Annotated in this window: 22 protein-coding genes; 20 read left to right on the top strand and 2 right to left on the bottom strand. The window is 69.2% G+C overall.

Going from position 1 to position 20993, the window contains the following annotated elements; translation table 11 throughout:
- The first annotated feature begins 181 nt into the window (after positions 1 to 181).
- The 4 genes from ACVTJA_RS33920 to ACVTJA_RS33905 all read left to right on the top strand — a co-directional run bounded on the left by ACVTJA_RS33920 (position 182) and on the right by ACVTJA_RS33905 (position 4337).
- Positions 182 to 1183 carry an NAD(P)H-dependent amine dehydrogenase family protein gene (locus ACVTJA_RS33920; protein WP_465825750.1) on the top strand — a complete coding sequence of 334 codons (1002 nt, stop codon included), beginning with the start codon at positions 182 to 184 and terminating at the stop codon, positions 1181 to 1183.
- Between the two features lie 15 nt (positions 1184 to 1198).
- Positions 1199 to 1648: a MaoC family dehydratase N-terminal domain-containing protein gene (locus ACVTJA_RS33915; protein ID WP_163998343.1), complete on the top strand. Its 450-nt coding sequence runs from the start codon at positions 1199 to 1201 to the stop codon at positions 1646 to 1648.
- Positions 1648 to 2322: a MaoC family dehydratase gene (locus ACVTJA_RS33910; RefSeq protein WP_465825747.1), complete on the top strand. Its 675-nt coding sequence runs from the start codon at positions 1648 to 1650 to the stop codon at positions 2320 to 2322. Before ACVTJA_RS33915 ends, ACVTJA_RS33910 begins: the two co-directional genes overlap by 1 nt.
- A gap of 170 nt (positions 2323 to 2492) precedes the next feature.
- Positions 2493 to 4337, top strand: coding sequence for an acyl-CoA dehydrogenase (locus tag ACVTJA_RS33905; RefSeq protein ID WP_465825745.1), 1845 nt, complete (start codon positions 2493 to 2495; stop codon positions 4335 to 4337).
- A gap of 111 nt (positions 4338 to 4448) precedes the next feature.
- Here the strand turns inward: ACVTJA_RS33905 and ACVTJA_RS33900 are convergent, their stop codons facing one another.
- Both ACVTJA_RS33900 and ACVTJA_RS33895 read right to left on the bottom strand, forming a co-directional pair.
- Complete coding sequence (locus ACVTJA_RS33900; RefSeq protein ID WP_465825743.1) at positions 4449 to 4898, bottom strand: ExbD/TolR family protein; 450 nt, start codon at positions 4896 to 4898, stop codon at positions 4449 to 4451.
- Between the two features lie 18 nt (positions 4899 to 4916).
- Complete coding sequence (locus tag ACVTJA_RS33895) at positions 4917 to 5645, bottom strand: MotA/TolQ/ExbB proton channel family protein (protein WP_465825741.1); 729 nt, start codon at positions 5643 to 5645, stop codon at positions 4917 to 4919.
- 43 nt (positions 5646 to 5688) lie between these two features.
- On the opposite strand from ACVTJA_RS33895, the gene ACVTJA_RS33890 reads away from it, so the two are divergent.
- From ACVTJA_RS33890 to cpaB, 16 genes are all read left to right on the top strand, one after another.
- Positions 5689 to 6537 (top strand): DUF4292 domain-containing protein, encoded by an 849-nt coding sequence (locus ACVTJA_RS33890; RefSeq protein ID WP_465825739.1) that lies wholly within the window; start codon positions 5689 to 5691, stop codon positions 6535 to 6537.
- A gap of 61 nt (positions 6538 to 6598) precedes the next feature.
- Positions 6599 to 7366 (top strand): GspE/PulE/PilB domain-containing protein, encoded by a 768-nt coding sequence (locus tag ACVTJA_RS33885; RefSeq protein WP_465825735.1) that lies wholly within the window; start codon positions 6599 to 6601, stop codon positions 7364 to 7366.
- Between the two features lie 9 nt (positions 7367 to 7375).
- Positions 7376 to 8386: a GspE/PulE/PilB domain-containing protein gene (locus ACVTJA_RS33880; RefSeq protein WP_465825732.1), complete on the top strand. Its 1011-nt coding sequence runs from the start codon at positions 7376 to 7378 to the stop codon at positions 8384 to 8386.
- Positions 8383 to 9405 (top strand): ABC transporter ATP-binding protein, encoded by a 1023-nt coding sequence (locus ACVTJA_RS33875; protein WP_465825730.1) that lies wholly within the window; start codon positions 8383 to 8385, stop codon positions 9403 to 9405. Before ACVTJA_RS33880 ends, ACVTJA_RS33875 begins: the two co-directional genes overlap by 4 nt.
- Positions 9402 to 10457 (top strand): ABC transporter ATP-binding protein, encoded by a 1056-nt coding sequence (locus tag ACVTJA_RS33870; RefSeq protein ID WP_465825728.1) that lies wholly within the window; start codon positions 9402 to 9404, stop codon positions 10455 to 10457. Before ACVTJA_RS33875 ends, ACVTJA_RS33870 begins: the two co-directional genes overlap by 4 nt.
- Positions 10426 to 10833 (top strand): DUF2085 domain-containing protein, encoded by a 408-nt coding sequence (locus ACVTJA_RS33865; protein ID WP_465840575.1) that lies wholly within the window; start codon positions 10426 to 10428, stop codon positions 10831 to 10833. The genes ACVTJA_RS33870 and ACVTJA_RS33865 overlap by 32 nt, the downstream gene beginning before the upstream one ends.
- A gap of 114 nt (positions 10834 to 10947) precedes the next feature.
- The gene (locus ACVTJA_RS33860) at positions 10948 to 11547 is read left to right on the top strand and encodes an RNA polymerase sigma factor (protein WP_465840574.1); all 600 of its coding nucleotides are present in this window, start codon (positions 10948 to 10950) and stop codon (positions 11545 to 11547) included.
- Positions 11544 to 13010, top strand: coding sequence for an anti-sigma factor family protein (locus ACVTJA_RS33855; RefSeq protein WP_465825724.1), 1467 nt, complete (start codon positions 11544 to 11546; stop codon positions 13008 to 13010). Before ACVTJA_RS33860 ends, ACVTJA_RS33855 begins: the two co-directional genes overlap by 4 nt.
- Positions 13011 to 13112: 102 nt before the next feature.
- Entirely contained in the window at positions 13113 to 14117 is a 1005-nt protein-coding gene (locus ACVTJA_RS33850) for a TadE/TadG family type IV pilus assembly protein (RefSeq protein ID WP_465825721.1), read from the top strand.
- A 17-nt stretch (positions 14118 to 14134) separates the two neighbouring features.
- Positions 14135 to 16225 (top strand): Tad domain-containing protein, encoded by a 2091-nt coding sequence (locus tag ACVTJA_RS33845; protein ID WP_465825719.1) that lies wholly within the window; start codon positions 14135 to 14137, stop codon positions 16223 to 16225.
- Between the two features lie 8 nt (positions 16226 to 16233).
- On the top strand, positions 16234 to 17415 hold the full coding sequence (locus ACVTJA_RS33840; RefSeq protein WP_465825716.1) for a TadE/TadG family type IV pilus assembly protein: 1182 nt from the start codon (positions 16234 to 16236) through the stop codon (positions 17413 to 17415).
- Complete coding sequence (locus ACVTJA_RS33835) at positions 17393 to 18184, top strand: hypothetical protein (protein WP_465825713.1); 792 nt, start codon at positions 17393 to 17395, stop codon at positions 18182 to 18184. The genes ACVTJA_RS33840 and ACVTJA_RS33835 overlap by 23 nt, the downstream gene beginning before the upstream one ends.
- Positions 18181 to 18993, top strand: coding sequence for a hypothetical protein (locus ACVTJA_RS33830; protein WP_465825711.1), 813 nt, complete (start codon positions 18181 to 18183; stop codon positions 18991 to 18993). Before ACVTJA_RS33835 ends, ACVTJA_RS33830 begins: the two co-directional genes overlap by 4 nt.
- A gap of 5 nt (positions 18994 to 18998) precedes the next feature.
- On the top strand, positions 18999 to 19220 hold the full coding sequence (locus tag ACVTJA_RS33825; RefSeq protein WP_465840572.1) for a hypothetical protein: 222 nt from the start codon (positions 18999 to 19001) through the stop codon (positions 19218 to 19220).
- Positions 19217 to 19933 carry a hypothetical protein gene (locus ACVTJA_RS33820; RefSeq protein WP_465825709.1) on the top strand — a complete coding sequence of 239 codons (717 nt, stop codon included), beginning with the start codon at positions 19217 to 19219 and terminating at the stop codon, positions 19931 to 19933. Before ACVTJA_RS33825 ends, ACVTJA_RS33820 begins: the two co-directional genes overlap by 4 nt.
- A gap of 198 nt (positions 19934 to 20131) precedes the next feature.
- Entirely contained in the window at positions 20132 to 20956 is an 825-nt protein-coding gene (gene cpaB / locus ACVTJA_RS33815) for a Flp pilus assembly protein CpaB (RefSeq protein ID WP_465825707.1), read from the top strand.
- Positions 20957 to 20993 lie beyond the last annotated feature (37 nt).

The raw sequence follows: 20993 nt of genomic DNA, 5'->3' as shown, positions 1-20993 counted from the left end.
GTCGAAACAGGGGGCCCCCGGCGCTTGTGTGCTCCCAAGTCCCGGAAATCCTTGGAGAATCTATCAGTCCGGAAGAGTCGCACATCCAAGTGACGCTTGCCTGCCCGCCAAGGTGTGTTTTATGGTGCCCGGGCAGACTCTGTTGTGTCGCTAACCCCTTGGAATCCTGGAGCAATCTCCGATGGCTAGAGCCCCGGAAGGGCCAGTGCCGGTGGTGGTGATGGGGTTGGGGTTCATCGGGCAGGAGATTGCCAGGGCCGCGATGACGTCTCCCGAGGTGGAGCTCATTGGCGCCGTGGACACGCAACCGTCGCTGGTGGGGCGCTCCCTGGGCGACGTGCTGGGAGGCCCCGCCCCCCGCGTCAAGGTGATGGACTCCTTGGAGAAGGCGGTGGCGAAGCGCAAGGGCGCGGTGCTGCTGCACGCCACCGGCTCGCGGCTGCCGCAGGTGATGGAGCAGATTCTGGCGGCGCTGAAGCTGGGCCTGCCGGTGGCCAGCACCTGCGAGGAGCTGGCCTTCCCGTACCTCAAGTACCCGGAGCTGGCGGACAAGCTGGACCAGGCCGCGCAGAAGGCGGGCGTGGCGGTGGTGGGCACCGGCGTCAACCCCGGCTTCGTGCTGGACCGGCTGATGGCCGTGGCCGGACAGGTGTGCGGGCCCGTGCGCCGCGCCACTGCGACGCGCGTGGTGGACGCGCGCACCCGCCGTGAGGCGCTGCAGCGCAAGGTGGGCGCGGGCCTCACCGAGGACGAGTTCTTCGAATTGGTGGACGGCGACCAGCTCGGCCACGTCGGCCTGGTGGAGTCCGCGGCGCTGGCGGCCCTTGGACTCGGGCTCGATTGCGACGACTACGAAGAAGAAGTAGCCCCCGTGTTCGCCGAGGAGGACATCACCGGCGGCGCATTCCCGGTGAAGAAGGGACGGGTGGCGGGCATGTTCCAGTCCGTGGTGGGTTTGGAGGAGGGGCAGGAGCGGGTCCGGCTGGAGCTGACCATCGCCATGGGGGCGGATGACCCGAAGGACCGCATCGAAATCGACGCGGACCCGAAGCTGGTGCTGGAAATCCCGGGGGGAGTGGCGGGCGACCGGGCCACCGCGAATGCGCTGGTGAATGCCGCGCCACGCTTGACGGCTGCCGAAGCGGGGCTCCTCACGGTGCTCGAGCTTCCGGCCGGACGTTAGAGTCAGGAGAGGGACATGTTGGACAAGAACGCGATCGGTCGCGCTTCGCCACCGACACTCAACGAGGTCGAGAAGGGTGCCATCCGCCGCTTCGCGGAGGCGATTGGCGACTACAACCCCATCTACTACGACGAGGAGTACGCTCGGGCGTCCGGCTATCCCACCATCATCGCGCCCCCCACGTTCCCCGCGTCCTTCCACTCCGCGGCGGACCTGCGGGAGCTGCTCGGCGTGGGAATCAAGAGCCTGCTGCACGCCGAGCAGGGCTTCGACTACGAGCGGCCCATCTTCGCGGGAGACCGCATCTACGTGTCCACCCGCGTGTCGGACGTGTTCGAGCGCCCCGGCATCTCCGGGCGCATGGACATCGCCGTCATCGAGGACGAGGGCCGTGACGAGGAGGGCAATCTCGTGTTCCGCGCCCGCCGGACGCTGGTGGTCCGCGCCACCAAGGAGACGCCGTGATGCCCGCGCGCAAGCTGTACTTCGAGTCCATCCGCGTCGGTGACGAGCTGCCGGCCCTGGCCAAGGCACCCGTCGACCGCGTGCAGCTCTCCCGCTACGCCGGCGCCTCCGGCGACTACAACCCCGTCCACGTGGACGAGGTCTACGCCAAGAGCGTGGGCATGCCGAGCGTCTACGCCCCCGGCATGCTCGTCATGGGCATGCTGGGCCAGCTCATCAGCGACTGGGCCCGCGGCGGCCAGATGCGGCGCTACAACGTGCGCTTCATCAAGATGGTCTGGCCGGGCGACACCGTCGTCTGCAAGGGCCGCGTCAGCGACAGGCACGGCACCGGCGGCCGCTACTTCGTCGAAATCGACCTCTGGGCGGAGAACCAGCGCGGTGAGCTGGTGATGAAGGGCGGCTCGCAAATCCAGCTCTTCTATTCGCTCGAGGACGAGAACCGGCAGCGCTCCGGCCAGTCGCCCATCGTCGTCGAGGTGCCGCGCGAGAGCCTGACCACCGCTCCGCCGGCCGCCAGCGCCACGGGGGCGGCCGGGGGCGAGGAGGCTCCCGAGGAGGGCGAGGAGGGGGACGAGCGCCGCGCCGGCGCCTCCTCCAAGAAGACCGCTCCCCGAGAGAAGCCCGCCGCCAAGACGGCGACGCTCCCCGTCGCCAAGAAGGCGAAGAAGTAGTCACAATTATTCGCGCTTGACGGGCGGTTCTGACCGCCCCTCAACGCGCGGTGTCATTCAGGGTTGACTCAAAAATCAGTCGCCGCCACACTTCTTGCGTCTCACCCGGGCCGCTGACCTCCATTGCCCTCCTGCGAGGGCAGGCAGCGAGCCGTCACGCAGGAGTGGCCATGTCCGCCGGCATCAACACCTACAAGACCGACCTTCGAGAGATCTTCTTCACGCTGTTCGAGCAGTTCGGCTTCGGCCAGGTGTCCGGCCAGGCCCCCTTCGAGGCCTGGGGCCCGGATGAGGCCAAGGCGGTGCTCACGGAGACGTACCGCTTCGCGCGTGAGGTGCTCGGGCCCCTCAACTCGGTGGGTGACCGCGAGGGCTGCCGGGTGGAGAACGGCTCCGTCTTTACCCCCACCGGCTTCAAGGACGCGTGGAAGAAGCTCTACGAGCAGGGCTTCAAGACGGTCGCGGTAGACCCCGAGCACGGCGGCCAGGGCGCGCCGATGATGCTGCAGGTGACGGTGGAGGAGCTGCTCTCCGGCGCCAACACCGCCTTCAACATGTACCCCGGCCTGGCCTTCGGCGCGGCGGAAGTTGTCGCCGAGTGCGGCACGCCCGCCCAACAGAAGATGTACGTGGAGCGCATGCTCAACGGGACGTGGGGCGGCACCATGTGCCTCACCGAGCCGCACGCCGGCTCCGACGTGGGCGCGGCCAAGTCCACCGCCCGCCGCAACGCCGACGGCACGTACAACATCCGCGGCACCAAGATTTTCATCTCCGGCGGCGACCACGACATGGCGGAGAACATCATCCACCTCGTGCTCGCGCGCATCGACGGCGCCTCGCCGGGCACCAAGGGCCTGTCGCTGTTCATCGTCCCGAAGCTGCGCATCAACGCGGACGGCAGCGCCGGCAAGGCCAACGACGTGGGCGTGGGCTCCATCGAGCACAAGATGGGCATCAACGGCTCCGCCACCTGTGTCCTCAACTTCGGTGAGAACGACGCGTGTGTGGGCGAGCTCGTGGGCACCGTCGAGCACGTCGGCATGAGCCAGATGTTCAAGATGATGAACGGCGCGCGCATCGCCGTGGGCATCCAGGGCCTCGGGCTCGCGTCCGCCGCGTACTACAACGCGCTGGACTACGCGAAGGACCGCAAGCAGGGCTCGCACTTCACCAAGTGGAAGGACCCCACCGCGCCCCGCGCCGCCATCATCGAGCACCCGGACGTCCGCCGCATGCTGCTGGACATGAAGGCGCACGTGGAGGGCATCCGCTCGCTCATCATCAAGCTGGCCATGCACCTGGACAAGGCGCGCCAGCTCTCCGGCAAGGACGATGACGCGGCCACCTACCACCGCGGCCAGGTGGAGCTGCTCACCCCGCTGGTGAAGGCCTACGGCTCCGACCAGGCCTTCCGCCTGTGCGCCCAGGCCATCCAGGTCTACGGCGGCGCCGGCTACATCCAGGACTACCCGGTGGAGCAGTACACGCGCGACTCGAAGATCTTCTCCATCTACGAGGGCACCAACCACATCCAGGCCATGGACCTGGTGGGCCGCAAGCTGGGCCAGGCCGGCGGCACGCACTTCCAGCAGTTCATGGGTGACGTGGGCGCCTTCATCGAGGCGAACCGCGAGCACGCCGTGTACGGCGAGGCCGTGAAGACGCTGGCCTCCGCGCAGGAGGCCCTCATGGCCAGCGCGATGACCATCTTCGGCTGGTCGCAGGACGGCGCGAAGTTCCCGCTGATTCCGCTGTCCTCCAACCGCTTCCTGCAGATGATGTCCGAGGTGGCGGTGGGCTGGCTGCTGCTGGACGCGGCCGTCATCGCGGAGAAGGCCAAGGGCTCGCTGTCCGCGGACCACCCGGACCGCGCCTACTACGAGGGCAAGAAGTTCAGCGCCCTCTTCTACGCCCGCAACGTGCTGCCCGGCGTGGAGCAGGCCGCGCGCCTGATTGCCGCCGAGGACACCTCGCCGATGGACATCACGGACGCCGCCTTCGGCACCGTCTGAGTCACCGCCCCGGGAAGCGGGGCGCCTGAAACACCCGAGGCCACCTGGGCACCTGCAGCCCGGGTGGCCTCTGTGTTTTCGCGGGGGCCTCGAGGCCCGCGAGCGCCGAAGCTACTCGCCTTCTCGCACGCCGATGGCGAGCTGCCCGAGGCCGGCCTTCTTCGCGAGCTCCATCACCTGCACCACGGTGCCGTGGGGGACGCCCTCGTCGGCCTGGACGATGACCACGGTGTCCGGGTCCTTGAGCCTCGCGTCGTCGAACGTCTTGCGCAGCTCCTCCTCGGAGACGACGTTGCCGGCGAGCACGAAGCGCCCGTCCGCGAGCACCGCCACGGACAAGTCCGTGCTCTTCGCGGTGACGTCCGCGGCGCCGCCCTTGGGCAGGTTCACCTTGAGGCCGGCCTTCGCGCCGCCGCCGGGCCCCTGCTGGACGATGACGGAGCTGGTCACCATGAAGATGATGAGCAGCACCAGGAAGATGTCGGTGAGGGGGGTGATGTTGATTTCCGCGAAGACGCCCTCGTCGCCCTCGCTGTCACCCGGCGTCTTTCCCATGGCCATGGTGGAGGTTCTCCGGCACTAGGCCAGCTTCGCGTCGGTGCGCGGCACGGTGGGCGGCTGTGACTCGCGAGTGGGGGCGGGCTCGGGGGACAGGGGAGCGCCCGAGGCGCGCTCCTTGAGCAGCTCCACGAACTCGTCGCCCAGCAGGCGCAGCTCCACCAGCACGCGCGACAGGCGGGCCTGGAAGTAGTTGTAGAAGAGCATCGCCTGCACCGCGACGAGGATGCCCACGGCGGTGGCGACGAGCGCCTCGGAGATGCCCGTCATCACCGCCGCGCTGCCGCCGGTGCCGCCGGACTCCACGTCCAGGCCGAGGTCCTTGAACGAGCGCATGATGCCCGCCACCGTGCCGAACAGGCCGACGAAGGGCGTAATCGAACCGATGGTGGCGAGCATCCACAGGTTGCGGCGCAGCTTGAGGCCGACCTGGGCGCGCTCGCGCTCCACGGCGGCCTCCACACCGGCACCGCCGTTGGCGCGGGCGCGCTCCAGCCTGTCGAAACCGGCGAGGAAGATGTCGGCGGCCACCGAGTCGGAGCGCTCGGCGGCGGTGCGGGCCGCGGCCACGTCACCGCGCAGCAGGTGCTTGTTCACCGTCTCGCCCAGCGTGCGGGAGCGCTCGCTCACTCCCCACAGGGCGATGAGCCGCTCAATCGCCACGACGAGCGCGATGACGGAGGCGAGAATCAGCAGGGCGAGGGTGACGCCGCCCAGGCGGAGGTAATGGAGGATGTCGTTCAGGCTCATTGGTGGGTGACCGGGCAGGGCGGCCTGGCCCAGACTAGGACATATGAACCGCGCAGCCGCCGCAATCTTCCTGGCAGCCTTCTGTTCTGCCTGCCCCAAGCGAATCGAGTTCGGCCCCGAGGGCGAGCTCACCGATGCGAACGTCGTCTACCAGCGCGTCAGGGAGAACCAGGACAACATCCTCACCCTGGAGGGCGACTCCAAGCTGCGCGTCGAGTCCCCCCAGGGCAGCGGCACGCTGAGCATGTTCGTGTCCGTCACGCGGCCGGCCCTCCTGCACCTGGAGACGTTCGACTTCTTCAACCGCCCGCTCGCCTCCCTGGTGTCGGACGGGAAGGGCTTCGGGCTCTACCAGACGGAGACAAACACCTGGTTCCATGGGCCCGCGAGCCCGGAGAACGTGTCGCGCTTCCTGCCGGTGGTGCTGCCCAACCAGGAGCTGGTGGCCATCATGCTCGGCCAGGTGCCGCTCATCCCCCCGGAGCGGATGACGCTGGAGCTGGACCGCAAGGAGGGTGTCTACGTGTTGACGCTCTTCCGGGGGCAGGCCACCCAGGTGCTCCAGGTGCACACCAAATACCTGCGGGTGATGAAGAGCCAGGTCCGGGGCATCCCGGGGTACGACCTGGGCTTCGACGACTTCCAGGAGAAGGGCTCCCTCATCTTCCCCGGCAAGGTGGAGCTGGTGGCCGAGCAGGCGAAGACGCGCCTCCAGCTCCGCTACCAGCAGATTTCCCTCAACGGGCGGCCGGACCTGACCCTGTACGAGCTGCTCCCCCCCGAGGGCGCCAAGGTGGTCCAGGTGGACGAGCAGGGCCGGGAGCTGCCGCCCGGGGCCCCCTCGCAGCCTCCCGCCTCGTCCGAGCCTCCGGCGGCGGCGCCGGGTTCCTGACCGGGCAGGCGTGGAAGAAGGGGCGCTGACCGCCGAGTCGATCTAGAGTGCTTCCCACGACATGGCACAGATCAAGCTTGGAGAATTGCTGATCAAGGCGAACGTGCTGCAGGAGAGCCAGCTCAAGGCCGCGCTCGCCGAACAGGCGAAGTGGGGCGGAAAGCTCGGCGAGATCCTGGTGCGGATGAGCCTCGTCTCCGAGGACATCCTGGTGCGCGCGTTGTCCAAGCAGCTTGGCATGCCGGCGGTGAACCTGGACGCGGTGCAGATGGTGCCGCCGCACGTGAAGGCGAAGATTTCCGCGCAGACGGCGCGGGACTTCTCCGTACTGCCGCTCCAACTGCGCGACGATGGCAAGACGCTGGTGGTGGCGATGTCCGACCCGCTCAACGTGCGGATGCTGGACGAGCTGCGCGCCGTGACGAAGTGCCGCATCGTCCCCAACGTGGCGGGCCGCAGCTCCATCGCCCGGGCCTTCTCGCGCATCTACGAGGAGAACGCGGAGCTGGAGGACGCGGACACCAACTTCAAGGTGGTGGACGCGCAGGGCCGCACGGTGGTGAAGAACCTGAAGGACCTGGACCCGGCGGCCGCCGCCGTGGCCGCCGCTCCCGCCGGTGCCCGTCCCACGCCGCCGCCCGCCGCCACGCGCCCGAGCACGGAGACGCCCGCGGTGCGCCCGTCCGGCGGTGGCAGCCCCGCGGAGCTCCTGCGCAGCGTGGAGGACGTGCAGCGCAAGGAGGTCGCCGCCCTCAAGGCGATGGTGGAGCTGCTCATCGAGAAGGGCGTGTTCTCTCGCGAGGAGTACCTCGCCAAGGTCAAGCGGTAGCCCCGGCCCATGCGCAAGAAGATTGGAGAGCTGCTCATCGAGGCGGGCGTGGTGACGGAGCAGCAGGTGCGGGCGGCGCTCGGCCGCCGCGGCGCTCCGGGCCACCAGAAGCTGGGCGAGGTGCTGGTGTCTCAGGGGCTGTGCACGCCCGTGGACATCGCCCGCGCGCTGGCGGCCCAGCACGGCCTGCCCTTCGTGGAGCTGCCCGAGGACATTCCCGCCGCCGTCACGTCGCTGGTGTCCGTGGACTTCCAGTCCGAGCACCGGGTGCTGCCCTTCCGCGTGGAGGTGGAAGGACGCAGCGAGCGCATCCACGTCGCCGTGGAGGACCCGGGCGATTTGACGCTGGTGGACGAGCTGCGCTTCCAGCTCCGCAAGCAGGTGCGCGTCTTCGTCGCGTCCTCGGATGACATGGACACGGCGCTGGCGCGCGCGCGCGGCGAGCCGCTGGACATCGTGGAGGCCGAGCCGCTGGACGAGGAGGTGCCCACGCCGCCGCCTCCGCCGGTGGGCTCGGGCGCGTCGCTGGAGTGGGACTTCCCCGAGGCGCCGAAGTCCGCGCCCAAGCCCATGCCCAAGGCGGCCCCGGCCGCTCCCGCGCGGCCCACGCCGCGGGCCACGCCGCCGCCTCCGCCCGTAGAGGCCCAGCCGCCTCCGCCGCCGGGCGCGGCCGTGCTGGATGACCTGCTGGGCGTCGAATCCGCCGCCACCCCGAGCGCGAAGCCTCCGCCGCCGCCGCCTCCCGATGGGGCCGGTGGCAAGCCGCGCGTGCCGGTGGTGCTGTTCGGTGGCGCGGCGCAGGGGGCGCGTCCCTCGGTGCAGCTCACGCCGACGCCGCAGTTCTCCGACGAGGACCTGGCCGTCCTCGACGACATCGAGCGCATCTCCCGCGGTGAGGAGGCCTCGCTGGACACGGAGAAGGTGAAGCCCGCCCGCATGGTGGCGAGCCTCATCCGCCTGCTCATCCGCAAGGGTCTCATCCAGGAAGGGGAGTTCCTGGAGGAGCTGGCGAGGAAGTGACGGCCGCCGTGCAGCGCCCCTCCGCGGAGGCGCCCCTCCTGGACGTCCGGGGGCTCACCGCGGAGCTGTCCCTCGAAGAGGGCCCGGTGCGCGCGGTGGACGGGGTGTCCTTCTCCGTGCCTCCGGGTGGCACGGTGGGCGTGGTGGGGGAGAGCGGCTGCGGCAAGAGCCTCACCGCCCTGTCCGTGCTGCGGCTGGCGCCGAATCCTCCGGTGCGCGTGGTGGGCGGCGAGGTCCTCTTCCAGGGAAGGGACTTGCTGAAGCTGCCCGAGGCGGAGCTGCGCCGCGTGCGCGGCCACCACGCGGCCATGGTCTTCCAGGAGCCGATGACGTCGCTCAACCCCGTCTTCACCGTGGGGGAGCAGATTGCCGAAGGCGTGCGGCTGCACCTGGGCGCCTCGCGCTCGCAGGCGCGTGAGCGGGCGGTGGAGATGCTGCGGCAGGTGGGCATCCCCGCGCCAGGCGAGCGCGTGGACGCGTATCCGCACCAGCTCTCCGGCGGCATGCGGCAGCGGGTGATGATTGCCATGGCGCTGGCGTGTGACCCGGCGCTGCTCATCGCCGACGAGCCCACCACCGCGCTGGACGTCACCATCCAGGCGCAGATTCTGGAGCTGCTCAAGCGGCTCCAGGGCGAGCGCGGCATGGCGGTGATGCTGATTACGCACGACTTGGGCGTGGTGGCGGAGAGCTGCGACACCGTCGTGGTGATGTACGCGGGCCGAGTGGTGGAGCGGGCGCCGGTGCGCGAGCTGTTCTCCCGGCCCGCGCACCCGTACACGGCGGGGCTCTTGCGCTCCATTCCGTCGCTCCAGGTGGCGACGGGGGAGGCGGCCTCGCGACGGAGGCTCCAGGCCATTCCCGGCATGGTGCCCTCGCTGCGGAAGCTGCCCTCCGGCTGTGCGTTCCGGGACAGGTGCGACCGCGCGCTCGACGTGTGCGCGCGCGTGGTGCCGCCGCTGGAGCCCAAGCGCGACGGGCAGCTCGCCGCCTGCCACAACCCGGTGCCCGCGCCATGAGCACCGCGCCATTGCTCCAGGTCCGGGACCTCAAGGTCCACTTCCCCGTGCGCGGGGGCCTGCTGGGGCGCGTGCGCGGCGCGGTGAAGGCCGTGGACGGCGTGAGCTTCGACGTCGTGCGTGGCGAAACGCTCGGCCTGGTGGGGGAGAGCGGCTGCGGCAAGAGCACGCTGGGACGCGCGCTGCTGCGGCTGGTGGAGCCCACCGCCGGCTCCATCCGCTTCGACGGGCAGGAGCTGACGGGCCAGTCCCAGCGCCAGCTGCGCCCGCTGCGTCGGCGCATGCAGCTCGTCTTCCAGGACCCGTACGCCTCGCTCAATCCGCGGATGACGGTGCGGGAGATTCTCGGAGAGCCCTTCGCCATCCACGGCCTCGCGCGCGAGCGCGGCGAGCGGGAGCGCGAGGTGGCCTCGCTGGTGGACGCCATGGGCCTGCCGCGCGAGGCACTGGACCGCTACCCCCATGAGTTCTCCGGCGGACAACGCCAACGCATCGGCATTGCACGTGCCATTGCGTTGCGTCCGGACCTCGTGGTGGCCGACGAGCCCATCAGCGCGCTGGACGTCTCCATCCAGGCGCAGATCGTCAACCTCCTGGTGGACCTGCAGCGCGAGCGCGGCCTCACCTACGTCTTCATCGCGCACGACCTCAAAATCGTCGAATACGTCTCCACCCGCGTGGCCGTCATGTACCTGGGCCGCATCGTGGAGCTGGCGCCCTCGGCCGAGCTCTACCGCCGCCCGCGTCACCCGTACACACAGGCGCTGCTGTCCGCCGTCCCCGTGCCGGACCCGGGCCGCGCGCGCGCCACCCGGCTGCTGGTGCCGGGCGAGCCGCCGTCACCGCTGAATCCACCGTCCGGCTGCGCCTTCCACCCGCGCTGCCCCCACGCCATGGAGCGCTGCCGGCGCGAGTCGCCGCCGCTGTACCCGCTCGGCGGCGGACACTCGGCCGCTTGTTTTCTCGCGGAGGGCGACTCGCGCGAAGTCGCTCCCGCCCCCGCCTCCGGAGGTGATGCCGGTGTTCTGGCTCAGCCACCATCACCCGGATGAATACAACCGGACCTATGTGCTGGGGGGCGTGCGCGTCTGCGCGCGCTGCCTGGGCACGTACCCGGTGATGCTCCTCACCCTCGTGGGGCTGTTCGCCCTGCGCGCGCCGCGCGAGTGGCGCTGGGACATCCCGGTGGTGCTGGCCCTCACGCTGCCCGCCCTGGTGGACTGGGCGGTGGGGCGCTTCCGCCCGGCGGCCGGCTCCAACGCCGTCCGGACGCTGACCGGGGTATTGCTGGGGCTGGCGCTCGGCCGCTCGCTCCAGGTGCATGTCCAGCGCCCCCTACCGGCGGTGTTGCTGGCCCAGGCCGCCCTCGTGACAGCAGTGGCGCTCCCTGTCATTCTCGCCACTTACCGGAGGCCACGCCCGGGATAGACCTTCGCGGCCCGCCGCCCGTTATGTCGGCACGGGTTGAGGAGGGGCCAGGGTGTCGGGTGCTCCAGGAGAGATGGGGGAGTGTTGGGACCGGAGACCTCAGACGAGCGGCTGATGCTCGCCTTCCAGGCGGGGGACGCGCGCGCGTTCGAGGCGTTGGTGCGCAAGCACCGGACGCCGGTGTTCAACTTCATCCTTCGATTCGTCGGGCATCGGGCACGGGCGGAGGACGTGCTGCAAGAGACGTGGCTGAAGGTGGTACGGAGCGCCGGCGAGTACACGCCCAAGGCGAAGTTCACGACCTGGCTCTATACGATTGCGAGGAACCTCTGCGTGGATAGCGCGCGCAAAGAGAGCTACCGCCAGGCGTCGTCCCTGGAAGCCCCCGCGGCGGGTGCGGACGGGGAAGAGGGGCGCCCGCTGGGCGAAGGTCTGCCAGACACGGGCGCCAGCCCCGAGCGCGGTGCATACAACGCCCGCCTGCGCCCCCTGCTGGAGCGCGCCCTGGCGTCCCTCCCGGAGGAGCAGCGAGAGGTGTTCATCCTGCGTGAGTACAGCGGCATTCCCTTCAAGGACATCGCCGAGGTGACGGGCGTGTCCGAGAACACCGTGAAGAGCCGGATGCGCTACGCGCTCGACGGGTTGCGGCGACGCCTGGCGGACATGGGCGTGGACGGCGACCTCGCCGAGGACGGAAGGACGGTGACGGGATGAATCCGCAGAATGCCCACGCGCACGAGGACCGGCTCCTCGACTTCGCCTACGGCGAGCTGCCCCACACCGAGGCCCGGGCCATGGAGGCGCACCTGTCTGGCTGCGCCCGGTGCACCCAGGCCCTCGACGACATTCGTGGCGTGCGCGCCACCATGGCCCAGCTCTCCTCGGAGCCCGCGCCGGACGCCGGGCTCGAGTCGCTGCTGGCCTACGCGCAGCAGGCCGCGCGCCGCGCCGCCGCCGGCCCCGAGCCGAAGCCCTCGCGCTGGCGCCGCTGGCTGCTGCCGGTGGTGGGCCTGGCCTCCGTGGCGACCTTCGGCATCCTCGCCATCCAGGCGAGGGACCCCGCCCTCACGCAGCTCGACCTGAGCCACGCGAAGTCCGAAGCGGCGAAGAAGGACACTGCGTCCGCGCCCGCCGCGCCCGCTCCCGTGGCCGCGAATGCCGCGGCGCCCGCGCCCGCGCAGGCTCCTGTCGCGCAGGCCACCCCCGCCGAGTACGACGGCCAGGACAAGGCGCCCGCGAAGGAAATGGGCCGCGCCGCGGACCTGGATGATGGAAGCGGCGGGTTCGAGCCAGGTATCCGCAAGGACTCGTCGCGGCCGAAGCGCAAGCTCTCCAAGACGTCCTGGGACTCCGAGCGTGAGTCCACCTCGCAGCCGCAGATGTCGAAGCCGGCCCCGATGAAGGCCGCCCTGGAGGAGAAGGCCGCCCCGGCGGACGAGGAGCGTCCGCTGGAGGTGGCGACTCGCGATGCCCCGGGCGGAGCTGGGAAAGAGGAGATGAAGCAGGACGCGCTCCGGCTGCGCGGTGGGGCCCTGGGCAAGGGCGCTTCCACCAACGACGACGAGTCCTTCGAGGGCGTCGCGGCCGAGGCGCCTGCGGAAATGGACTCCGCGTACGCGCAGTCCATGCCCGCCACACCGTCCGCTGCGCCCGCGCCCACCAACATGGCTCCTCCGCCCCCGCCGGCGTCCGTGGCGCGCGCGCCCGCGGCGGCTCCCGAGTCTTCGCCCGTCGGCGGCGTCGGCGTGGCCACCGGTGCCGTCGCCCGGTCGGAGTCCGTCGCCGAGCGCCGCGCGCCCGCCCCGGAGCAGGCGCCCGCGAAGAAGGCGAAGCAGGCCGAGCTCGGGGCGTCGTCCGCTGGCCCGAAGGAGCCCGCGCCCTCCGTGAAGGAACTTTCACGTCTGGCTCAGGAGGCGAATCGCGCGGGAGAGCGTGCCCAGGAGGCCGCGCTGTTGCGCTCGGCGCTGCGGACTCCGGGAGTCACGGGGACGGAGCGGCTCGCGCTCCTCAACCGGTTGTGCGGCGCGGAGCTCGCCCTGCAGAACCCGGGCGACGGCTGCGAGCGGCTCATCGCCGAGGACCCGTACTCCAGCGTTGCTCGCGATGCTCGCCGCCTGCTCGACAGCAAGCCCTCAAGTCGCAAAGCCGCCCCGAAATCCGCTGATCCCTCGAAATGACTGACTGCTATTTCTGAGCGAATGAAAACACGAGCTGAAACATGGCTCAGTGTGTCCATTTGACGGATGTAAAACAGCACAGTCCCAGCGGATACTTCCGGCATGGGACAGGAAGTAGTCGGTGGGCGGGCGCGAGGGGCATCACGCGCGCAGTCGGGTCAAGCGGCGGTCGAGGCGGCGATGATCATGCCGCTGACCGTCTTCATGACGCTGGGAATCATCCAGCTCACGATGATGCAGCACGCGAAGCTGATGACCGAGTACGCCGCGTATCAGGCGGCGCGGGCCGGCATCGTGTGGAACGGCAACAACGAGCGCATGCACGATGCGGCCATCATCGCGCTCCTGCCCACCATGGGCGCCACCAACGACATCGGTAACCTGGCGAAGACGTTCGCGCTGCACACGGCGTATGACCACGCGATGCGCGCGCTGAACTTCGGTGGCGGCCGCGTGCCTCGCACCGTCAACGGGTCCAACCTCTTCGGGATGATCCGGGTGGACACCATCAGCCCGGCGTATTTCTCCCCCATCGACTCGTTGTGGAAGCTGCGCTCCGGCTACAACTGGAAGGAGCTGGACTTCGACGGGCCGGACAGCTTCCCGGAGGTGCCGGCGCTGGAGAACAAGATTCGCAAGTTCTTCAACCTGCCGGAGCCTGACGACACGGAGCTCGTCTACCGGAAGTCCACGCGGCTCACCATCCGCCTGCGCTACTGGTACCAGCTGCGCGTGCCCTTCGCGAACTGGATCATCTTCTACTCGTGGTTCGCCTCCAACGCGGGCGTCGCGCTCAAGGGCGCCATCGACCGGCCCGTCTTCACGATGGGCGCGGGCCGCGACGTCAACATGATGTCCGACGGCAACATCAAAGGCCTGGAGGCCATGGCGGCCCGCGGAGCCCTGGAGCACGAGCGCGGCTACAACACGCTCTACCCGCTGGAGCTGGAGGTGCTGTGGCGGCTCGCCAACGGCAGCATCCCGCTCATCTCCGACGTGGTGGGCAAGCGCTACTTCATCCCGCTGTCGGCCACGTACACCATGCGCATGCAGTCCAACTTCCACCGCAAGTGGATCATGCACCTCAATCCCGAGTGGGGCCTGTAAGAGGACGCACCGTTTTCATGTTCACCCGGACCCTCCGACAGAGTTTCCGCCGCCAGGAAGGCCAGGCGCTGGTGCTGGCCGCGCTGATGGTGCTGGTCATGTCCATCGCGGTGCTGACCACCGTCAACATCGGCCACACCGTGCATGAGCGCATCCGCCTGCAGAACACCGCGGACGCGGCCTCGTACTCCATGGCCGCCATGGAGGCGCGCGCGTTCAACTTCTACGCGTACGCCAACCGCACGCAGGTGTCGCACTACGTGTCGGCCATGATGTGGCAGTCCCTGCTGTCCCTCATCTACTCCGCGGAGGGCTTCTTCACGGACCTGTACGGGTTCATGAAGACGCTCAACCCGTGCGCGGGCACCCCGAGCGGCGTCTTCTGGAAGATAGCGTGCCCCATCCTTGAGAACGTCATCCCGTACGTGAGTCAGATATTGAAGGCCATCGGCCGCATCATGACCATGTACCGGAACGTCTTCCTCAGGCCGTTCCAGCAGTTGTTACGCGGTGCGAATCCGGACCTGCCCATCGGCCGCTACGTCATCCCCGCGCACCGCGTGCTCAACGGGGTGATGTACTTCGCGTCCCAGGCCGTCATGGTGTCCGCGTCCACGCACGTGACGCAGACGACGCAGGCCGTGCTGGACGCGAACGACAAGAACATCAGCTCGCTGGCCAGCCAGCTCGCGACGGGGCTCTACAGCGAGTGCCTCTTCAGCCAGGCCCACAACTCGGCTGCGGGCGGCAAGCCGTTGGATCCGCGCACGTGGAAGAACCCCTTCGGCGCGCTGGACGTGACGAAGAAGGCGGCCAATGACCCCATCGCCCGCGCCAAGCGCGCCATGGGCGGCATCACCAACGCCACGCGCTACGGCTGCGACGCGGAGGGGGGCGTGTGCCCGGAGGGCTTCGTCACCAACCGGCGCCTCGGCAACCTGCTGCCGCTGCCGGACATGCTCGGCTTCCTGCGCGACGTCCTCAGCGACGGCGTGGACATCCCGGGCTTCAGCTTCGGGAAGATTGGCCAGACGCGCATGCTGTCCACCGGCTTCCCCAACGTCCGCGCCCTGAAGCTGGGAAGCGGCCCCGGCAACGACGCCCGCAGCTACATCCGCGACTGGAACGACAGCCTCAACCCGTGGGGCATGACGACCCAGGGCGACAACCTCGGCTCGGATGACCCGTACTGGCTGAAGTTCGGCCCCGCCGAAATCGACGTCAAGGTGGGCAAGGCGGACAACCCGGTGTCGTGCAAGAACACCGACGACTACTGGATGTGCTTCGGCGACAACCGCAAGGACAAGGGCGTCCCCAGCCGCGACTCGTCCAAGCTGCCCTACAAGCACATGATGAAGACCAGCATCTGGGCGCTCAACGACACCGACAGCGGGGCCACCAAGGGCGGGCTCCACTGGCGCGTGAACTACCCGAGCAACCCCGAGCGCTGGGTGGGCCACCAGGCGCCGCGCGGCCGCGCCGAGCGCGATTACGGCATCAACGAGTATGAAATCTGCGTCCTCCAGCTCCTGCGCAAGTGCTGGGCCCGGACGAAGGTCTTCACCGCCAACATCCGGCCCGTGCAGGACCACAACCACCCCTGGGGCGGCCTCACGCCCTTCATGCACTTCGAGCCCGGCCAGTACGGCGACACGTGCAACCCCGTCGCCAACGCGGACATGCTCAACGCGGCGAAGCGGCAGCAGGACTTCAACCAGCCCAGCACCTGGGTGGCGCTCAACAAGACGCCCGAGCAGATCGTCAACAAGAACAACGTCGACGGGACGGGCACCAACGCTCCGGCGCTGCTCAACGACCAGGGCAAGGTGAAGTTCAGCTTCACCGGCGACACGGACGGGCTGGAGATGATGAACGACCGGAAGAAGTTCCTCGGCCTCGTCGAGGGACTCAACGTCGTCTCGCGCGGACAGACGTACTACCACCGGCCGGGCAACTGGGCGGAGCATCCCAACTTCTTCAACCCGTACTGGCGCCCGCGCCTCGCGTCCGTGTACCAGGGCCGCAGCCAGCTCCCGAAGATTGGAACGATGCTGGACTCGCTCCCGGCCGGCCTCGGCGGGCTCGCGCCGAAGATCATGACCCACTGAGAAACACCATGCGTGCCCGCCACCCGAAGAGACACCTGCGCGGGGCCGCCACGGTCGAGTTCGCGCTCTCCGTGCCCGTCCTCGTGATGATTCTGTTGTTCAGCATGTACCTGACGGAGCTGGTGCGCGCGAAGCTGAAGCTCCAGGAGGCGGCGCGCTACGCCGTCTGGGAGATGACCAGCTACGCGCTCTCCGACTTCGCCACCGGGGACCACGACGCCGCCTTCGAGGACGCGCGCAAGGAAGCCCACGAGGAGTGGGTGGAGCGCTACAAGGACATGGACTCGGTGGAGCCCAACGGGCGCGCGGGGAACCTCATCGCGCGCTACCAGAACGTGCAGGGCACCCTCACCAACAAGGAAATCGACTTCCTCGAGTCCGGCATGCTGGGCAGCCCCAGCACCAGCGAGGGCGGCGGCCTGGCGGGCTCCATCCTCAACCCCATCAGCAACGGCGCCGAATGGATGCTGGGCCGGTGGGGGTTCAACAACAAGGGCTGGGTCGAGTCCGAGGTGGAGATGGACTTCGACAACGTCATCCTCCCCAAGAAGTACCTCCAGGCGGAGGACCAGGGGTTCGCCAAGGTGGACACGTACGGCGGGCACAGCCTCGCCAGCCTGCACCTGAAGTCCAAGTACTCCATGTACGCGAATGGTTGGCACATGCCGGATGGTGGTGACGCCATCGTCCGCTCGCGGCGCGCCGGCCAGCACACCGGTGGAGACCTGGACAAGCCGCACGGCGTCTACAAGCAGGTGAACCGCATGGTGTTCCTGGGGTTCGGCAACGCGCTGGACAGCCTGGGCATCGGCGGCGTCCTGGACAAGGTGGCGCTGGTGCTGCCCAACTTCCTGGGCACCTTCGTCATCTCCCGCAACTACAGCCTCAAGTCGCAGCGCTCGGACTGCAACGGACTCGTCGGCTACGAGGACCAGCCCACCGGCGGTCTGCACGTCATGCACAAGGACAAGTTCGAGCTGCTGGACCACGAGCGCCCGGACTGCTTCGACACCGCGCCCTTCCGCGACGAGATGACGTACGGCAACAGCAACTACATCAAGGTCTACAAGGCGCGCGGCGAGTACTACATGGGCTGCAAGCGCCCCATGGCGGACGACCCGTCGGACCCCGACCCCCGGCCGGAAGCCACCCAGAACGATGAGCAGGATGACAAGGTTCCCTGTGAGTAGGGTGGGGGCCCGGCTCGCGCTGGTGTGCGCGCTGTTGGCCGTGCTGCCCGCCGCCGCGGAGCAGGAGCTGCCCGTCTACCCGGGCACGCTGCACACGCGCATCGGCAATGACCTGGTCATCGGCGGTGAGTACTACCGGCTGGCGTACTTCACCACGCCGGACCCGATGAAGAAGGTGGCCGCGTACTTCGCGAAGAAGTGGCAGGAGGAGGGCTACCCCACGGTGGTGGAGGGCGACCTGGAGGAGGAGGGCGTGGTGTCCGCCCTGTTCACGCGCCAGGGCCTGCAGCGCGGCGTCGTGCTGCGCCGGCACCTGGGCAAGACGCTGGGCTTCACGGTGCTGAGAGACTTGTGGGTGCGGCCGCCGAAGAAGCCCGCGCCGGGGCTGGTGACGCTGGAGGGCTCGCTCTACAGCCAGGACGTGTCCACACGGGACGACCCGGGTGGCTCGCAGAGCCGCACCTCGCTGGTGTCCGGAGGGCTGACGCAGGTGCAGCAGCGGGTGTCGGCGGAGATGGAGCGCCGGGGCTACGAGCCGGTGCGCCAGTCCGCGCTCGAGCTCGGCGGCGCCACGCGGGTGACGTTGGAGCACGCGCGCAAGGGCGAGCAGGTGGTGACGACGCTGTCCTCGGTGGACGAGGGCGTGACGGCGGTGATGCAGCTGTGGGTGGGCTCGGACCGGCCGGACGGCGTGCCCAACGACGAGGCCGTGCGCGAGAGCCGCGAGACGTACGAGAAGGTGAAGAAGAAGGGGGAGGGTGGGAAGTGAGGGCGTTTCTGTTGGTGGCGGCGCTGCTGGTGGCGGCTCCGGCGGGCGCGCAGATGCATCCGGCCGCGCGCGCGTTGATGCAGCACATGTCCAAGGGCGCCCGCGCCGCGAAGGTGGGCGACTGGGTGACGTACCGCTTCGACGGCGGCGGCCTGCGCGTCTTCTACTGGCGCACCGCGGTGGTGGGCGAGGACAAGGACAAGTCCGGCCGCGACGCGGTGTGGGTGGAGCTGGAGGCGGGCACGCACCCGGCCATGAAGTCGCCCCTCATGCAGATGCGCATGCTGGTGGCGCGCGAGGGCGACGAGATTCGCTACGACACCATCTCCCGCCTCTACGTCGGCGGCCCCTTCGACCGGCCCCAGGAGTACTCGCAGGACGCCCTGGACCATGTGCTGAAGGAGCAGAAGGAGGCCCAGGCGCACGTGCAGCAGGAGCGCGCCGCCGCGGCCAGGGCCCCCGCCCCCGCGGGCATCACGCCCGTGATACGCTCCGGCAAGGAGACGCGACTGATGACGCTCGCCGGCACGGTGACGGCCGTCCCGGTGGAGGTCGTCTTCAAGGGCACCGTCATCAAGCGCATCTGGGTCAGCCGGGAGATTCCACTGTTGAACCTGGTGAAGATGGAGATTCCCGGCATCGCCCATTCCATGGAGGTGGTGGAGTACGGTATCGACGCGAAGCCACGCATGGTGATGCCGCTGCCCGACGCGCCCAAGGTCCGCCTGGAGTATGCGGACTCCGTGCTCCCGGACCTGGGAGCCGCCGCGGACGCCGAGGGGGCGAAGGACTCGGAGGACACGCCTTGAACCACGTGAAGACGTCGCGCCCCCGCGCTCGCAGGAGCCGCCGCGGGCAGGCCATGGTCGAGTACTCGCTCCTGAACTGGGTCCTCGTCGTCGCCCTCGTCATCGGCGCGTCGGTGAAGGTCAAGTGGTCGCAGGACAAGCAGTCCAACGTCATCGACCTCTTCATGGAGGCGTATCAGGTCTACTACGACTCCTTCTATTTCGTGCTGAACCTGCCGTTCCCGTGACGGCTCGAAGCGTGGCGGGGCAGCCGTCCCCGCTCGGGCTGCGACTGGTGCACGCGGCCGTCTTCCTCGCCTTCGCGGCCGGCGTCGCCGTCACGGCCGTGCCCGAGTGGCGCCACCTGACGCAGGCGCTCGGCCAGCCCTTCAACGTGGGCGCGCCGCCCCGGTGGCTGGTGCTGGTGGCTTCGCTGCTGGCCGTCGCGGGCGCGCTGCGCATCGGCTGGGGCCTCGTCCGGGGCCGTACCGCGCCGCTGTGGGCGTCTGGCGCCATCCTTCTGTCGGTGGTGGGCACCCTGGCCGGGGGCGCTCCGCAGGGCCTGGAGGCGTCGCGCTCCGAGGGGGCCGCCAACCTGGAGTTCCTGCGCGTGGCGCGGCGCGTCCACCTGGTGATGGTGCAGGAGCTCCAGGCGCACGCCGGGGCTCCGGTGGACGTGGAGGCCTGGAGACACGCCCTCGTCCGGGCCGGCGCGCGCGAGGGGCTCGTGCGCACACGCACCTTCCAGCCCGTCCCGTCCCAGGTGCTCTGGCTGTCCTCCGAGGATGATGCGGTGCCCGAGGCGCTCGTCCCGGGCTCGCTCGCGGTGCACGTGGCGCCGGAGGGGGTGGGCTTCAGCGTCCGCGTGGTGGGGCTGGAGCAGGGCCGGCCCGTGCTGCTGAAGGACGAGCAGGGCACGACGCTGGTGCTGCGCGGCCTCTACAACCCGGACCTGCCGTAGCATCCACGTCCCAGCGGCGGACGTATCTGGAATGGCGCGGGATGCGGGGCTATCGTGAGAGGTAGTTTTGACACCCGGCGCGTCGCACGGCTAACATCCCACACCATTCTCGTGTATTGCGTCTGACTGTATTCGCACACCCCCTCTGGACCGCCTCTCCACCGAACGGTTCCCCCCCGTTCTGGAGGATCCCGAACCATGCTGAAGGGCAAGACTCCGCTTGTCGTCGCGCTCGTGCTGGGCCTGCTGGCCGGCGTCATCGCGTATTCCGCCATCAAGAAGAAGGAGGCGGACGTCCGCCGAGGTTGGAACCTGGTGCCCGTCGTCGTGGCGGCGCAAGACATCCCCGAGGGTACGGTCATCACCTTCGAGATGATCTCCCAGCGCTCCGTGCCGGAGCAGTTCGTCACCTCCTCGGTGGTGCGCCCGGACTCGGCCTCCTACGTGGTGAACCAGAAGGTGCTCGTGGCGCTGCAGGCGGGTGATCCGCTGCTGTGGAGCCAGTTCGAGACGACGAAGGCCGCCGAGCGCCTGTCCACCAAGGTTCAGCGCAAGGCCCGCGCCATCACGATTGAAGCGAAGAACACCACGGCCGTGGGCGGCTGGATTCGCCCCAACGACAAGGTGGACGTCATCGGCACCTTCCGTGATCCGCAGACGGACGAGAACGTGGCGGTGACGCTGCTCCAGAACGTCATCGTGGTGGCCACGGGCAAGATCACCGGTACCACCAACGTGAACCTCATCCCGGAGAACCAGCGCAACTACAACGACATCTCGCTGATGGTGCTGCCGGAGGAGGCGGAAATCCTCGTGCTGGCGACGGAGCTGGGCACCCTCACGCTCACCCTGCGCAACGAGGATGACGTGGACCTCATCGAGGAGCGCGGCCGCGCCACCATCAGCACGTTGCTCTCCGGTGAGCGCACCCGCGTGCTGGAGCAGAAGCGCCGCGAAATCATCCAGATCATCAAGGGCGGCGCCGCGGCAGAGAAGGCCGCGGCGGGCGCGGGCGCGCCGTAACGGCGCTTCACGCGGGTCCTTTCCCCTCAGGGAACCA

The sequence above is a fragment of the Pyxidicoccus sp. M6 genome, from assembly GCF_055568925.1.
This window is presented reverse-complemented; position numbering and strand designations above follow the sequence as displayed.

What these genes read in the sequence shown, in the direction of transcription:
- ACVTJA_RS33870 (WP_465825728.1), top strand. Translation starts at nt 9,402, where the DNA reads ATGAGCACCGCGCCATTGCTCCAGGTCCGGGACCTCAAGGTCCACTTC.
- ACVTJA_RS33880 (WP_465825732.1), top strand. Translation starts at nt 7,376, where the DNA reads ATGCGCAAGAAGATTGGAGAGCTGCTCATCGAGGCGGGCGTGGTGACG.
- ACVTJA_RS33910 (WP_465825747.1), top strand. Translation starts at nt 1,648, where the DNA reads ATGCCCGCGCGCAAGCTGTACTTCGAGTCCATCCGCGTCGGTGACGAG.
- ACVTJA_RS33850 (WP_465825721.1), top strand. Translation starts at nt 13,113, where the DNA reads ATGGGACAGGAAGTAGTCGGTGGGCGGGCGCGAGGGGCATCACGCGCG.
- ACVTJA_RS33840 (WP_465825716.1), top strand. Translation starts at nt 16,234, where the DNA reads ATGCGTGCCCGCCACCCGAAGAGACACCTGCGCGGGGCCGCCACGGTC.
- ACVTJA_RS33900 (WP_465825743.1), bottom strand. Translation starts at nt 4,898, where the DNA reads ATGGCCATGGGAAAGACGCCGGGTGACAGCGAGGGCGACGAGGGCGTC.
- ACVTJA_RS33895 (WP_465825741.1), bottom strand. Translation starts at nt 5,645, where the DNA reads ATGAGCCTGAACGACATCCTCCATTACCTCCGCCTGGGCGGCGTCACC.
- ACVTJA_RS33845 (WP_465825719.1), top strand. Translation starts at nt 14,135, where the DNA reads ATGTTCACCCGGACCCTCCGACAGAGTTTCCGCCGCCAGGAAGGCCAG.
- ACVTJA_RS33860 (WP_465840574.1), top strand. Translation starts at nt 10,948, where the DNA reads ATGCTCGCCTTCCAGGCGGGGGACGCGCGCGCGTTCGAGGCGTTGGTG.
- ACVTJA_RS33885 (WP_465825735.1), top strand. Translation starts at nt 6,599, where the DNA reads ATGGCACAGATCAAGCTTGGAGAATTGCTGATCAAGGCGAACGTGCTG.
- ACVTJA_RS33890 (WP_465825739.1), top strand. Translation starts at nt 5,689, where the DNA reads ATGAACCGCGCAGCCGCCGCAATCTTCCTGGCAGCCTTCTGTTCTGCC.
- ACVTJA_RS33915 (WP_163998343.1), top strand. Translation starts at nt 1,199, where the DNA reads ATGTTGGACAAGAACGCGATCGGTCGCGCTTCGCCACCGACACTCAAC.
- ACVTJA_RS33920 (WP_465825750.1), top strand. Translation starts at nt 182, where the DNA reads ATGGCTAGAGCCCCGGAAGGGCCAGTGCCGGTGGTGGTGATGGGGTTG.
- ACVTJA_RS33855 (WP_465825724.1), top strand. Translation starts at nt 11,544, where the DNA reads ATGAATCCGCAGAATGCCCACGCGCACGAGGACCGGCTCCTCGACTTC.
- ACVTJA_RS33905 (WP_465825745.1), top strand. Translation starts at nt 2,493, where the DNA reads ATGTCCGCCGGCATCAACACCTACAAGACCGACCTTCGAGAGATCTTC.
- cpaB (WP_465825707.1), top strand. Translation starts at nt 20,132, where the DNA reads ATGCTGAAGGGCAAGACTCCGCTTGTCGTCGCGCTCGTGCTGGGCCTG.
- ACVTJA_RS33835 (WP_465825713.1), top strand. Translation starts at nt 17,393, where the DNA reads ATGACAAGGTTCCCTGTGAGTAGGGTGGGGGCCCGGCTCGCGCTGGTG.